This is a genomic window from Romboutsia lituseburensis, assembly GCF_024723825.1.
GTDB classification, from domain to species: Bacteria; Bacillota; Clostridia; order Peptostreptococcales; family Peptostreptococcaceae; genus Romboutsia_F; species Romboutsia_F lituseburensis_A.
On record NZ_JANQBQ010000001.1, the window covers coordinates 1969651 to 1984669 of the forward strand.

A 15019-nucleotide genomic window follows, 5' to 3' on the forward strand; every position below is an offset into this window, starting at 1 on the left:
ATTTAAATCAACATCAGGAGGATTTATGAGAAATTTTTCAGAAATAAAAAGTACATCTAAAGAACAATTACTAGATAATTGGAAATTACCTGTTTTATTTACTTTTTTAACATTAGTTTTATATGGTATTTCTATATATTTCGATGACGATATATCAAATTTCGGTATAGCAGTTACTTTAACCATTAGTATATTAGTTGGTATATTAAGCATTTTCCTTACCAATATTCTATTAAATATAGCAAAGTATAATGAAGTCAAAAGTATAAAGATACCATTAAAGAAATTTTTAAGAATTATAGGAGCAAGCATTGTAGTCTTTATACCAATGTTTGTACTAATATTTTTAATAGTTCTAGGAGCAACATTTGGATTAGTTGGTATCACAGATAGTTTCATGCCTATATTAATTATTATAATTTCAATATATGCATTTTGCTTTATAGCTGGTCTATATTTATCATTCGTAAATTATCTAATCTTAGATGATAATAAGATATTTAAATCAATCAAATATAGTTTTTTATATATGAAAGGTAATTTATTAAAAACAATATGGTTATGTATAACATTCATACCATGGATGTTATTAACAGTAATAACATTAGGTTTAGGATTATTATATGCAGGACCTTATTTACAACTAGTTTATATAAATTACTATTTAGAATTAAAGAATGAATTTAATACTAAGAATGAATAATAAAAAGGTTAAAATCTATTGACTATAGATTTTAACCTTTTTAATTTAGGCATAAATTTTTTCAAATTACCCTCTAGCATTCTCCTAATTTAGTTACTTTTTCTAATACTTCTGATGAACTATTTTGGTCAGTCATAACCGTCAAATAATCACCTGCTATAATCTGAGTAGAGCCTTTCGGTAATATCTCAGTATTACCTCTTGTTATAGCAACTACTAAGCAATTCGTAGGCCATAAAATATCCTTAATACATTTACCATCAAGCTCACTATTCATATGAACTGCCGCTTCTAATAAAGTTTTCTTACCATTTCCTTCATATTTATTTTCTCCCTTAGATAAAAGTCTTTCTAATAAACTTTCATATATAGGATGAACCTTTAATATATCCGATGTAATTTGTGCAATAACAACTACTATAGAAAGTGATAATAAGTGCTCTAAAGAACCTGTCATTTCAGAAATTAATATAATTGCAGTTATAGGTGCTTTTACGGTTGCAGCGAAATGCCCCGCCATTGCTAATACTATAAAGTTTATAATATAACTATCTGGTACACCTAAATAAGATATAGCTATAATTCCAACCACATTTCCAACTAATGCTCCTAATGTAAGTAAAGGGAAAAATATTCCTCCAGGAACTCCTGATCCAAAGCATATAAATGTAAATAAGAATTTAACTACTATAAACACAAATAAAATATTTATAGCAACTCCACCACTTTTTAAACTCATTATAAGCTCATGACCACCACCTAATAATATTGGTGATGTTAAACCTACTATACCTGTCATTATAAAAGGTATTATTGTTTTCATTTCTGTACTTAACTTACTGTTTTTGAAAATACTTTGAGTTTTTAAAATTCCATTATTGAATATAAATCCACTAATACCTATTGTTATACCTAATATTATAAGTACCCAATAGTATTTTAATGGTATTGGTGTCAATGCTCCAAAGTGTAATGATGGTATTAAACCGAAGAATTGTTTTGATACAAAATCAGCAGTTAAAGATGCTATCATTGCTGATAATAATACTAATGGAGAGAAGTTCTTATGAGCTTCTTCTAAAGCAAACATTACACCTGATAATGGCGCATTAAAAGCGGCAGATAAACCTGCACTTGCTCCACTCGTTATTAAATATTTTTCTTCATTTTCTAGTTTTTTTAGATTTTTTGATACGCCTTCTCCTATACAGGCACCCATTTGTACCGATGGTCCTTCCCTACCAACTGATAGTCCAGCACCTAAACAAATAAGACCTCCTATGAATTTATGAATTAAGACTCTAAACCAATTTATTTCTAATCTTCTAGTTAATATACCTTCCACTTGAGGTATACCACTTCCACTTATCATTGGTTCTCTCTTGATTTGTTTTGCTACTATATAGCCTAATATAATTAATACGATAAATATTATTGGTATATATACTAGATTTTCTTTTCCTCTAGAATATACGTCGATAAATACATGACTTAATTTGGATGCAATAAATCTATGTAGTACTATAGTTAAACCTACTAGAATTCCAACTAAAAGAGAATCTCTTACTAGTCTGTATTTAGAATTTTGAGCTCTTTCTAATATATTGTAAGCTCTTTCTCTACTGCTTCTCACGTAGAACATCTCCTTTCAAATTATGGAAAATCCATAAAAAAAAACTACCGATAAATCGATAGTCTTTCACTGGCGGAGAAGGAGGGATTCGAACCCTCGCACCGGTTTAATCCAGCCTAATCCCTTAGCAGGGGATCCTCTTGAGCCACTTGAGTACTTCTCCAAGCTCTGTTCACTTACAAATTAATTATATTATATTATTTAAAATTAGTCAATATAATTTATATATATTTTTTATGTTTTACTACTTTTTTTATTTAAATTATATAAAGCAATAAAAAATACTAGATAGCATCTCTTATTGCTTTATCATTAAATATTATTTTTTTAATTCTGGATATAGCCCTTGAGCAAATGTATTTATACCATCAATAGTTCTTACACCACTACAATACATATCTCCTAACGCTATAGGATTTATTCTTTTATCTTTTACAGCTTTTAGATTTGCTAGTGCTTTGTTATTTAAAATTTTATCAACTTCACCTTGAGCTACATTTTTATCATTTCTATCCATATATACTACAAATATAGAATCTGGATTTAATTTTATTAAATCCTCTTCACCTATATCTCCACCTTCTGGATTTAATAATTCTGCACCTAATTTAGATACCATATCTCCACCTAAAGTTTTAGCTCCATAAGTATAGATCTTTCCATCCATGTATTCAACAATTAGTGTTGTTTGTTTTTCTTGACCTTTTACTTTTTTTACAACATCATCTATACCATTTTTTATTTCATCTGTTATAGCTTTAGCTTTATCTTCAACATCAAATATTTTCCCTACATTTAATATATCTGTTATCTCATTATCTACTGTTTTTTCTTCTGTAGCACCACTGTTTACTGACATATATGTATTTATTCCTTTGTCTTGCCAGTAATTTACTTCACCTAATCTTTTCTCATCAAATATAGACCACCAAGAGAATATAAGATCAGGTTTTTCCATTATTACAGTTTCTTTATCAGGTGTAAACTTATCTGAATAGTTCACTTTACTAAAAGCTTCTTTATATTCGTCTTTAACTTCATGATCTAAACCTGCTGCTAACTTTATTTTATCCTCTAGACCTAATGCTAACATTGTTTCTATAGAGTTTTGATATACTGCTACAACATTTTCTGGTGCTTTATCAAATGTTACCTCTATAGGTTCTTTCTTATAATTATACGTTTGAATAGTTACGGGATAATGAGATGATTTACTTTCTCCTGAAGAAGTCTTATCACTTGAATTATCTACTTTCCTTGAAGCGCAACCAACAAGACCTAAAACTAACACAGTTCCTAACATTAATGCTATGCTCTTTTTTAATTTCATAATTTCCTCCCCATGCTTTATTTTTTATCATATATAAAAATAAATTTCTATGCTTTAGCTAATTAAATTTAAATATTTTAAATAGAATCTTAAAGAGAGTATATCTAAATTTTTAGATCTACTCTCCTATATAATTATTTATTGCAAGCTTCACAAGTACCTGCCCCATTACAAGTACAAGCATTAGACTTACAAACGTCACATGTTCCTTGATTATTACAAGTACATTGATGCTCTTTACAAGTTGCACACATATATTTATCCCCCAATTCTTATTAATGTTTCCTTGCATATTATATCGTACAATTGTGTACTTTTTGTGTCAAAATCATGTCAAACTTAGTTCAATTTACATTTTACGTAAATATAACTTATTTTTTATTATTTTAAACTATTCATAATGTATAGTAAATATAAATCTAGATCCTACTCCTACATTTGATTCAACATAGATTTCTTCATCTAAGTGCCTTATTATTTCTGCAGCTATAGATAATCCAATTCCCGTACCCATAGATTGCCTAGATTTATCAACTTTATAAAATCTATCAAATACAAAAGGTCTATCCTCTTCATCTATTCCAATTCCGGTATCAGATACAACAACATTTAGAAACTCTTTTTCTATAATAGTTTCTAAACTCACAGTTCCTTCTTCTCCTGTAAATTTAAATGCATTATCTAGTAGTATCACCAAAACTTGTATTATTCTATTATAATTAGTAAATACAACAGATTTATCACCTTCAATTTTTTTGACATTTAAATTTATATCTAAGTCATTTGCAATCACTTCAAACTTTTCATATATTTCTTCTAAAATATCATTTAAATCTACTTTATCTTTCTTTACTGATACATTACCTGCTTGAAGATTAGATAACTCTAGCATGTCCTTTATTAATACTTCTAATCTCATCGATTCTCTTAATATCATACTATAATATTTTTTCCTATCTAATTTATCTGAAAATGCATCATCATTTAACATTTCTGCTACTGCTCTTATAGATGTTACTGGAGTCTTTAATTCATGTGAAATGTTAGCTACATAATCTTTTCTCATTTGATCTAATAATCTAGCTTCCTTATCATTTTGTTCTAACCTTAATGTTAGTTCATTAAAAGCTCTAGCTAAATCACCTATCTCATCATCTTGACTTTCTTTTATCCTTACAGAATAATCCCCTTTTGCCATAGACATTGTAGCCTTAGTCATATCATCTAAGGGTTTAAACCATTTTTTACTTGATAAGTATATAGGTATAATAGTAGATGTTAAAACTAAAACTACACTTATCATTAATACAATATAAAATCCTACAAATAAATCTGCAAAATCTTTTGTAAGCTTTATAACAAATATGGCACCAACAATTTTGCCGTCTTGCTTTATAGGCTCTCCTACAATTATGGAGTCTCCCTTTAATCCATAAACTTTAGTTACACCTTTTATTGAATTTCCTCCCAAAACTGTATTTATGTATGGTTCTAATCCTTGTTTTATTTTTATATCATCAATTATAATTCCATCTTCTCTTTTAGGATATATTTTACATATTGATTGTTTAGAATTATCATATCCTTTTATAATAACATCATTTCCTAATATATTTTGAAGTCTATCAGACAATTTACTAGCCACAATATCATATTGATATATTGTATCTTCTACTTTCTGCTGGATTTCTTCTAATTTAATTTTTAAAAAGTATTGTTTCAAAGTTATACTACAAAATAATATCATAACTGAAACAGCAACTATACTAGCAATGCCTATCGTTCTAAATATTTTTTTAAATAGTGAATGATTCATTAAGACACCTCAAATCTATATCCCACACCATATATAGATTTAATTTCCCAATCAGAGTCATATGAACTTATTTTTTTTCTTAATCTTTTAATTTGAGTATCTACTACTCTAGTATCCCCAAAATAATCATATCCCCAAACTTCTGACAATATAAAGTCTCTTGTCAATGTCTTTCCTGGATTTGATGCTAGCATATAAAATATCTTAATTTCTTTAGGTGTAATACTAACTGGATGCTTATTTATATATACTTCGTGACTTTCTAAATTTATTTCAAGGTTTTTATGTTTTATTAAATCACTTTTTTTATACGAATTTGCGCTAGTTACTCGTCTTAAAACGGTTTTTATTCTTATTACTACCTCTCTTGGCGAAAATGGTTTAGTTATATAATCATCTGCCCCCATTTCAAGTCCAGTTATTCGGTCTATAGTCTCACCTTTTGCTGTCAACATAATAATTGGAACATTACTTACTTTTCTAATTTCTTTACATACTTCAGTTCCAAACATCTTTGGCATCATTAAATCTAATAATATAAAATCAGGATTATATTCTTCAAATTTTTTTAACCCATCGATTCCATCGTATGCTGATACATAATCCATACCTTCTAATTTTAAATACTCCCCAACTGTTTCATGTATTGATTCTTGATCATCACATATTAAAATTAAAGTCTTTTTCAAAATTACTCACTCCTTTATCCCCTTGTAGCCATTTAACCTCTTGCTATAAAGATACTAACATAAAAAATGCTTTAGCAATACAGCTAAAGCATTTTTTATGATTAAATCATTTATTTTATTAAAAATAGGTTAAGGGCAAAATTAAAAGCTCAATCAAACGGGGATGAGCTTAGTATACCTATATAATAAATATTCATATAGTCAGTAAGAACCTTCCTCATCCCCGAAGAAATCCTTTATATATTATAGGTAGATATCCTGGCTTAGCTTCATCCTACTAGTTTACCTTCCCGTGAAATTATCACAGTGGTTTAACAAACGTTCGTCCACATTACAGTAGCGGGTGCTGCAAAGGATTTTAACCTTTTTCCCTATTAATCTCTTTTTAGAGAGCCTATAATAGATTTAATTTTATAATAAAATGCTTTATAATATATATTATACATGCATTTACTTGGCTTTTCTACTACCTAAATAATATCCTATGATTCCAGCTCCTAAAGCTGCCTGAGTAGCAAATAGTAAACTTTCTATTTCTCCACTAGGTGGCTCATATAAACTACTAAACCAAGGCTTATAGTCTGGAGATATTTCTGTTATTGCATCCTCTGCTTGACCATCAGCTCCACCATATTCTGCTCCTGGTTTTAATACTAAAGGAGTCACTATAAGAGCAACTGCTATTAAAAGCATTATAAAGTTGTTTTTATTAGCTTTTTTATTATCTTTATTTTTATTTGCCTGTTTCGCATTTGTACTCATCGTAGTCTACTCCTTCCTCTTCTCTTTGTGTGATCATGTTATATATTATACTTGTTAATATACCTTCACCTATTGCTATAGGTATTTGAGTTAAGAAGAATATTCCTAAGAATTTAACTAAAGATGCCATAACTCCACCAGATGCATCTGGAAACGCTAATGCTAGTTGAGTTGCTGTTACTGTATATGTAGCTAAGCATCCTAATGCAGAAGATATAAATACATTAAATCTAGTATTTACATTAAACTTTTTAAGTAATTTATATAGTCCATATGTAACTAAGGCTCCTACAACTGCCATTGAGAATCCATTAGCTCCTAAAGTTGTTAACCCACCATGTGCTAAAAGTATAGCTTGGAATAAAAGTACTATTGTTCCTAAAACAACCATTACACTTGGTCCAAATAATATAGCTCCTAGTCCTATCCCTGTTGGATGTGAGCAACTTCCTGTTAATGATGGTATTTTTAGCGCTGATAATACGAATACAAATGCACCACATAGCGCTAATAATACTTTCTTTTTAGGATTTTCTTTAAGTATTTTTGTGATATTTTTTAATCCTATTAAAAAACACGGTATAAATATTAAACTCCATGCAATAGACCACTTTGGAGGTAAAAATCCTTCCATTATATGCATGGCGTGTGATTGAACAGGATTAAGTAGTATAAACATGAATGCTGCCATAATCCCTAATCTAAAATTTTTCATTAGTCCATCTCCCCTTATTAAGTTTTTCTAAGTTAATTATACAACTAAATTGTGTCTTTTTTGTGTCATATAATTGTCAAAATTAGTACAAATTTCTTATATTTTTTTATATAACTAATTTAAATTAAACAAATTTTTTATTATAAAAAGCAGTAACTAATTTTTTAATTATAGTTACTGCTAAATGGTTAATATATTTTATTATAGTGCTGCTTGTGTATGCTCATGGTAATGTTCATGTTCACCTGTAAAACCATCTTCATGTACATGATCATGACCGACTCCATTGATATGTTCGTGAGTATGCATAAATGATACCTGTAACTTGTTGTTTATAGGATTTACACCTACGTATGCATTTACCCCAAATACTTCTTTTAGCATCTTAGAAGTTATAACATCCTCTACTTTACCTGCATTTATTATTTTTCCTGATTTCATAACTATTAAATAATCACAATACATAGATGCTAAATTCATATCATGTATTGCTGATAGTGTTGTTATATTAAGACTTTTAACTAAATCCATTAACTGAATTTGATATCCTATATCTAAATGATTTGTAGGTTCATCAAGTACTAAAAAATCAGTATTTTGGACTAATGCTCTTGCTATTAAAGTTCTTTGTTTTTCTCCTCCTGATAGTTGAGAGAAACTTCTATCTGTATAGTTATCTAAACCTACTTTTTTTAGCATATCTTTTACCATATTTAAATCTTCTTTTGAGTAATCTTCAAAAACTGATTTATATGGATATCTTCCCATTTTAACGATTTGCTCTACTGTAAAATCAAAATGTGTATTACTTTCTTGAGCTAGTACAGCTATTTCTTTTGCGCAATCTTTATCCTTCATTGTTGATAAGTCTTTATTATCTAAAAATATACTTCCATTGGTTGGCTTATAAAGTCTATATATATTTTTAAGCAATGTTGATTTTCCTGAACCATTAGGTCCTATAACCCCAACAAATGAACCTTTGGGAACATCAAATGAAATATCTTTTAAAATTTCTTTTTTATCTATATTAAATTTTAAATCTTTAACTTGTATCTTAAACATTACTCTTTTCCTCCAAATGAATAATTTTTCTTAGAAATTAAGTATAAGAAGAATGGACCTCCAACTAATGAAGTTATTATTCCTATTGGTATTTCTATTGGTGGGAAAAGACCTCTTGCAGCAACATCTGATGCTATTAAGAATATAGATCCTATTAATGCTGAAAGTACAGTTAACTTTTTATGATCACTTCCTGCTATTGTTCTACATATATGAGGTACAACTAATCCTATAAATCCAATTGCACCCGTTATTGCAACTAATGCAGATGTTAATAATGTTGCTAATATTAAAATTACAGTTTTTATAAGCTTAATATTTATTCCAAGTATTATTGCGCTATCATCGCCTAAAAGTAAAATATCTAATGATTTAGACATTATTATAGCTATTACAACAACTACTAACAATATAATGAATGGTAATAATAGTACATCCCACTTAGCGCCACCTAAGCTACCTATTGTCCAGAAAAGAGCTGTTTTAGCTTGATTTGAATTTTTAGCTGAATATATTAGTAAATTTGTAAGAGCTGCAAATATAGTTGATATTGCCATACCAGAAAGAACTAATCTTGTTGTAGATGTAGTTTTTCCCATCTGAGTTCCTATTGCAAACACTAACACTCCTGATAATATCGATCCTAAAAATGCTCCTGTTGTTAAACTGTGTATTCCAAATATTCCACCTAATACTAAAACTGCAACTGCCCCACAAGATGCTCCTGATGATATCCCTAATATATATGGATCTGCAATTGGATTTTTAGTTACACATTGCATAAGAACCCCACATATTGCAAGCCCTGCACCACATATTGCACCTAATAAGACTCTTGGGAATCTTATTTCCCATATTATGTTTTGATTCATAACTGTTGATACATCACTAAAAACTGCACCATTTGTTAACTTACTAAGTAATACTTTATATACTTCTCCAGGTTCTATATACGTACTACCTATTGCTATTGCAACAACTGATGTTGCTGCTAGTAGTATTACTAATGCTATTACCCAAAATAAGAAACCTTTCTTTTTAGAAAGGCTCCTTTTTTCTTGTACTGCTACTTGCATTATTTATTTTCTCCAAAGAAATATCCGTACATTTTTTCTATAAGTTTAGGATTTCTAACCCCTGGAGATAAATCAGCTAATCCCACAACGTATATTCTATTATTCTTTATAGCAGGCACATCTTTAAGTGCTGGATGAGATTTTAAGAAGTCTATTTTCTTTTGTACTGGTTCACCTGCCATAAAATCAGTTACTAATATAACTTCTGGATTTTCAGCAACTATACTTTCCCATGAAACATTTATATATGGTTTGTCTGCATTTTTAGCAAATACATTGTCTCCACCTGCATGTTTTATTAAATCATTAGCAAGCCCCTTACCAACTACCATTGCATCATTTTCTCCTGAATCATAAACCATCATTTTTACTCTCTCTTCAGGTTTTATATCTCCAACTTTATCTGTTACAGCTTTTATATCACTTTTCATTTTATCTACAACTTCTTTAGCTTTATCTTCTACTCCAAATATTTTTCCTAATAAATCGAAGTCTTCATATACAGTATCAATTGTTGCATCCGGAGAATACGACTTAGCCATAAAAGGTGCTATACCATTTTTTATAAGTTCGTCTGGAGATCCTGTTGTTTGTTCACTTATAGATGAATCCCATCCACTAACAAAGTCTGCACCTGTAGCTAAGAATCCTTCTTTAGATATAGAGTGACCTTCTCCAACTTTTATTTCAGGTATCTTTTCATATGCTTCTTTATATTCAGGTAGTATTGGATTATCTAAAAGAGCTGTTCCTACCATTCTATCCCCTAAATCTAATGCTAATAACATCTCTGTCATAAATTGAGATAATGTAACTGCTTTTTGTTTTGGTGCATCCACTTTTACATTATAATCTTTAGCACCATCTGAGTACACATACTCTACTGGTTTAAAATTACTTGACTCAACTTTTGTATTAGAACTTTCTTCTTTAGTTTTTTGATTTGATGAGCATCCTACTGCACTCAGTGTTAATCCTGCTATAGCTAGTACAACTAAAAATCTTTTTAAACTTTTGCTTTTTACCATTTTAAATTCTCCCCTTAATATATGTATTTATTTTAATTTTTCAATTTTTTTTGATTTATATTAATAAAAAAACCACGAAGCTATATTAGGGCATGTTAAATAAACCCTATAATATAAACCTTCATGGTTTTAAATTCAATATCGTAATTAAATTTTATTTAATTATTTTATGCATGTGTATGTTCATGATCATTTGTGTGAGCATGCCCATGTTCATGTGTATGTTCGTGACCATGACTATGAGTTCCTGTGAATCCATCTTCATGATTGTGGTCATGTCCTTGTCCATTTACATGGTCGTGATCATGCCCGTGTTCATGTGTATGTGCATGTACATGATCTTCATGTTCATGACTTCCACAGCAATTTTCTCCCCCGTGTCCACAACATCCATTTATATGTGGATTATGATGAAATCTAAAATTATTTCTTAACATAGTAGCCCCTCCGACGTATGATAGTTTTTATAAAAGTACTTCAGTACCCCATTACTAGCTTAGTATACATTACGATATTATATGAGTAAATACCTCCTATATTTTACAGAAAATTTAATTTTATCTATATTTCTATCTTTTTTTATAGTTTTCTTTCTTATTTTTAAATTTTAAATTGTTTTTAAAATGTTTTTTATTTATTATATTCAATTCGACCTTTATAGTCATTTTATGTAAAATTCTATATATTTTTGTTTTATACTTTTACTTGATTGTCGTTGAACTTTATTTTATACTTTAGTTGTAAGTACATAACTAATAGAAATTTAGTATTTGAAAATACTTATAAGAGTCAGAAGACTATGTCTTCTGGCTTTTTTTATTTCTATTACCAAAGTTAACGTTTTTGTTTATATTCTACTTTCCCCAAAAGTAAGAATTGTACATACTTAAAGGATGAGTTTTAATCTCATCCTTCTTTTTTTGTAATTAGCATTTAACTTAATTATACATATATTTATTGTATAAATAAAAAAGTCGCTTGGCTCCTATCGCCAACGACTTCGTACGTTGCTCAAATGTAGCAGTTAGTATTATAACTTATCCACAAACCAGATAATTTATAATACCTTAGTATATAAATAAAGCATAAGTACTCAACCTATGCTTTATTTTATAATTACATGTGTTTTTTAGCTTCTATTAACATTTCATTTGCTTTTTGCATGTACTCTATCGCCTTTTCTATATTATCGGCTGTATCATTTTTTCCGATAGATCTTGCTTTGTCTACCCATTCTCTAAATCCTTCTTCATGAGTTTCATTATGATTTACCCAATGAAGTAATAATATTTTTAAAGTTTTTTCATCTTTATTTTCTGTGCTTTCTCCATGTACGTGTGGATGAACGTGGTCGTGTGCATGTCCATGTTCATGGTCATGATCATCTGCGTGATGGAATCTTACTTTTTCATTATTGAATATCATAATTTATTCCCCCATTTACTTTATATTAAATTCTTTTTTTATTACTTTTATACAATCTTTTATTAATAATGCTAATGGTTTATTTTCTAATCCTACGATTTCAACATCCTCAGGCATTATAGGTAAAAGTACCTTTAGAGCTTCACATTCTGATACTGCTGTACTTATACCACATGTAACCTCTCCCATCATGGAATTCGGCATAACCACAGATACCGGAGCTACTACAATATTAGCCTTTTTAACAGATGTTATTATTGCATTTTCCCCTGTTGCTCCTTTGTTCGCGTGAGATTTCATCATAGAGCTAGTAGCAATTGAATTTGTTCCTAATGCATATATGTCTATGTATGTGGGTAATTCCTCTCTTAAATTTGATACTATTTGGGCTCCGATTCCTCCACCCATTCCGTCTATTACTGCTATTATCATATTACTTCTTCCCCTAGTGTCTAATTTTTGAAATTTATGTACCTCGCATTTTACATATTTTGCTTGAATTATTCTGATATTATTATTTTATGGTCCATTAATTTTATTTCTTTTATTTTACCATCTATTATTTTTTGTTCACCTAATAAATCAGTTAAATAAACTTTTCCTTCAAAAGGATCTACGCTTACTACATTATCCATAACTCTCTCTAATTTATCATTTTTTAATACATATGCTGCTGATTCACACATAATAACCCCTCCATAACTTTAAATTTATTAGTTTAAGCTTCATCTTATTATATTTCTTTGCTTTTTTTATATTTCCTCTAATTAAATTTTATCAGTTTATGCATGTTTAGTAAACGTTTTAATACAAGCAAAAAAAGGTTTCTAAACGTATTTCATAATACATTAAGAAACCTTCATGATTCCATTTTTTAACATTTATTTATATTTTAAGTATAGCACCATTTTTTGTACAAAGTCAATTGAATTATATTGAATTTGATTAGACAGCTATATCTTTAAAATTAAATATATAAATTTAATTCTTTTATAGATTTATTAATTTCCTCTTGATTTAATGATCTTGAATAATTGTAAATAGTACTTCCTGGTCTTTCATTATAATAAGGTCTATTGCAATCTTTACATCCTCTTATCTCAAATGGATATCCTTTATTTATATCCTGCTTTATATTTTCACTTATTTTTATATCTTTCAGATATCCTTTTTCAAATTTAAAATTATCTTGTGAATATCCTCTATCTATCATATATACCATTAATTGAACTCTTCGATAACTTTCAATAGAAGGCTGATCTATTTTTTCCATTTTAGTCCCTTTTACAGGAGTAAATGCAAATAAGCTTACTGTTACTTTATTTTCTATCAGATAATTATACAATTTATAGATATCCTCATGAGATTCACCTAAGCCTACAATTATATGAGTACTTATTTTACCAGGATATTTCATAGCCATGTCTGTTACAAATTCAATTTTTTCATTATAATCATTTCCTTTTATTGATTCATATAAATCTTTATTTGCTGCATCTATCGCTATACCTATTTTATCAACACCGTAGGAAAAGAACTTTTCAATATCATCTTTACTTTCAAGCTTAGCAGATAAAGATATTGGTAAATCAATATCATCTTTAATATACTCTATAAACTCTTTCACAGTTTCATGTGCATCATTACTTGCCATAGATTGAATACATATTCTTTTAATATTTAATCCTTTATAGTTTTTAAATGCGTTTAAAATTTCTTCATTAGAGTGCTCAGGCCATATGACCCTCGAAAGTTTGTCTCTCCTTGTATTACTATCTGTTGATTGAGAACAAAATGCACAATTATTATTACATTTATCTCCTATCATAATATAAGCCGTTGTAGGAGGAATATCACTTTTTTTATTTAAAATTCCTAGTTCAATTGCAGTTCCTAGTGATAGTCTAATCATAATACACAACACTCCTTAGTCTCACATATTGTCATATTCATTTCTAATGCTTTTTCTTTTGCACTTTTAGATGGTAATACTATTTTATTCACTCCACATTCCAAAGCTATATTATCTAGTTCTTTTCTATATGCACCTCTTGGTCTCATACATCCTAAGTTTATTTGAGTGTTAGGCAATTTTATTCTAGCTTCGCATAGTACATCAGATAATTTATTTAAATCTGGAGGACTTACATTTTCATATTCTGTATTTTTAGTTGGTATCAATACTATAAATGTAACTTTTTCAGGAGGATTTTGAGCCAAATAATCTATAATTTCATATTCGCCTTTTATTTCGCCACCTTTTAATCCTATACAAATATGCGGAGCTACATTTGTATATTTTTTTATATTCTCATAAGTTTCTATATAATCTTCTTTATTTTTATCTATTTTATAAACTTCCTTTATCGTTTCTTTGTCAAATACCAAGTCAAATGATACTACATCTATATATTTACATACATTTTCTATACTTTTCTCATCCATAAGACCTAAATGAGCATTTAATTTATAACCTTCTTTTTTTAGCTTCTTTAATGTTTCTACATGACTGTTAATAGGAACATCACCCTCAAAACTACATCCACCACTTAGAAGCATACTACTTATATTTCTAGTTTTTACTTTTTCATTATAGCTATCTATTGGAGTCATATTTTTTAAGTAATGTCCATTACAATGAGCACAGTTTAAATTGCAACTATCATTTGTAGTGCTTATTGCTAATGTCTCATTAGGGTAAGAAAACTCTATTTTATTCCCAAAATTTCTATTTTTTATTTCTATCGCTGATTTCATTTTAGAATATGTATTCATAT

At 28.7% G+C, this 15019-nt stretch carries 16 protein-coding genes, 1 tRNA gene and 1 riboswitch; of the genes, 1 reads left to right on the top strand and 16 read right to left on the bottom strand.

What is annotated here, in order from left to right; translation table 11 throughout:
* Window positions 1-25: 25 nt before the first annotated feature.
* Entirely contained in the window at window positions 26-703 is a 678-nt protein-coding gene (locus NWE74_RS09495) for a DUF975 family protein (protein WP_258242950.1), read from the top strand.
* Between the two features lie 73 nt (window positions 704-776).
* On the opposite strand, the gene NWE74_RS09500 is transcribed toward NWE74_RS09495, so the two are convergent.
* From NWE74_RS09500 to NWE74_RS09575, 16 genes are all read right to left on the bottom strand, one after another.
* Window positions 777-2345, bottom strand: coding sequence for a chloride channel protein (locus NWE74_RS09500; RefSeq protein ID WP_420330183.1), 1569 nt, complete (start codon window positions 2343-2345; stop codon window positions 777-779).
* Window positions 2346-2406: 61 nt separating this feature from the next.
* Window positions 2407-2499, bottom strand: a tRNA-Ser gene (locus NWE74_RS09505).
* Between the two features lie 156 nt (window positions 2500-2655).
* Window positions 2656-3666, bottom strand: a complete 1011-nt coding sequence (locus NWE74_RS09510) for an ABC transporter substrate-binding protein (protein ID WP_258242952.1) — start codon at window positions 3664-3666, stop codon at window positions 2656-2658.
* 391 nt (window positions 3667-4057) lie between these two features.
* Window positions 4058-5482 carry a sensor histidine kinase gene (locus NWE74_RS09515; protein WP_258242953.1) on the bottom strand — a complete coding sequence of 475 codons (1425 nt, stop codon included), beginning with the start codon at window positions 5480-5482 and terminating at the stop codon, window positions 4058-4060.
* Complete coding sequence (locus tag NWE74_RS09520) at window positions 5482-6171, bottom strand: response regulator transcription factor (RefSeq protein WP_258242954.1); 690 nt, start codon at window positions 6169-6171, stop codon at window positions 5482-5484. Before NWE74_RS09520 ends, NWE74_RS09515 begins: the two co-directional genes overlap by 1 nt.
* Window positions 6172-6401: 230 nt before the next feature.
* Window positions 6402-6584, bottom strand: a riboswitch (cobalamin riboswitch).
* Window positions 6585-6621: 37 nt separating this feature from the next.
* Window positions 6622-6933 (bottom strand): energy-coupling factor ABC transporter substrate-binding protein, encoded by a 312-nt coding sequence (locus tag NWE74_RS09525; protein ID WP_258242955.1) that lies wholly within the window; start codon window positions 6931-6933, stop codon window positions 6622-6624.
* Entirely contained in the window at window positions 6905-7648 is a 744-nt protein-coding gene (locus NWE74_RS09530; RefSeq protein ID WP_258242956.1) for an energy-coupling factor ABC transporter permease, read from the bottom strand. The genes NWE74_RS09525 and NWE74_RS09530 overlap by 29 nt, the downstream gene beginning before the upstream one ends.
* Window positions 7649-7849: 201 nt before the next feature.
* Window positions 7850-8713 (bottom strand): ABC transporter ATP-binding protein, encoded by an 864-nt coding sequence (locus NWE74_RS09535; protein WP_258242957.1) that lies wholly within the window; start codon window positions 8711-8713, stop codon window positions 7850-7852.
* The gene (locus tag NWE74_RS09540; protein ID WP_258242958.1) at window positions 8713-9789 is read right to left on the bottom strand and encodes a FecCD family ABC transporter permease; all 1077 of its coding nucleotides are present in this window, start codon (window positions 9787-9789) and stop codon (window positions 8713-8715) included. The genes NWE74_RS09535 and NWE74_RS09540 overlap by 1 nt, the downstream gene beginning before the upstream one ends.
* Window positions 9789-10817, bottom strand: a complete 1029-nt coding sequence (locus NWE74_RS09545; RefSeq protein WP_258242959.1) for an ABC transporter substrate-binding protein — start codon at window positions 10815-10817, stop codon at window positions 9789-9791. Before NWE74_RS09545 ends, NWE74_RS09540 begins: the two co-directional genes overlap by 1 nt.
* 167 nt (window positions 10818-10984) lie before the next feature.
* Window positions 10985-11254 (bottom strand): hypothetical protein, encoded by a 270-nt coding sequence (locus tag NWE74_RS09550; RefSeq protein WP_258242960.1) that lies wholly within the window; start codon window positions 11252-11254, stop codon window positions 10985-10987.
* A gap of 679 nt (window positions 11255-11933) precedes the next feature.
* Complete coding sequence (locus tag NWE74_RS09555) at window positions 11934-12242, bottom strand: zinc transporter (protein ID WP_258242961.1); 309 nt, start codon at window positions 12240-12242, stop codon at window positions 11934-11936.
* A 15-nt stretch (window positions 12243-12257) separates the two neighbouring features.
* Window positions 12258-12674, bottom strand: a complete 417-nt coding sequence (locus NWE74_RS09560) for a DUF3842 family protein (protein WP_258242962.1) — start codon at window positions 12672-12674, stop codon at window positions 12258-12260.
* Between the two features lie 68 nt (window positions 12675-12742).
* Window positions 12743-12928 (bottom strand): CooT family nickel-binding protein, encoded by a 186-nt coding sequence (locus NWE74_RS09565; protein WP_092726623.1) that lies wholly within the window; start codon window positions 12926-12928, stop codon window positions 12743-12745.
* 281 nt (window positions 12929-13209) lie between these two features.
* Window positions 13210-14154 carry a radical SAM protein gene (locus tag NWE74_RS09570; protein ID WP_258242963.1) on the bottom strand — a complete coding sequence of 315 codons (945 nt, stop codon included), beginning with the start codon at window positions 14152-14154 and terminating at the stop codon, window positions 13210-13212.
* Window positions 14151-15017 carry a radical SAM protein gene (locus NWE74_RS09575; RefSeq protein ID WP_258242964.1) on the bottom strand — a complete coding sequence of 289 codons (867 nt, stop codon included), beginning with the start codon at window positions 15015-15017 and terminating at the stop codon, window positions 14151-14153. The genes NWE74_RS09570 and NWE74_RS09575 overlap by 4 nt, the downstream gene beginning before the upstream one ends.
* Window positions 15018-15019: the final 2 nt, after the last annotated feature.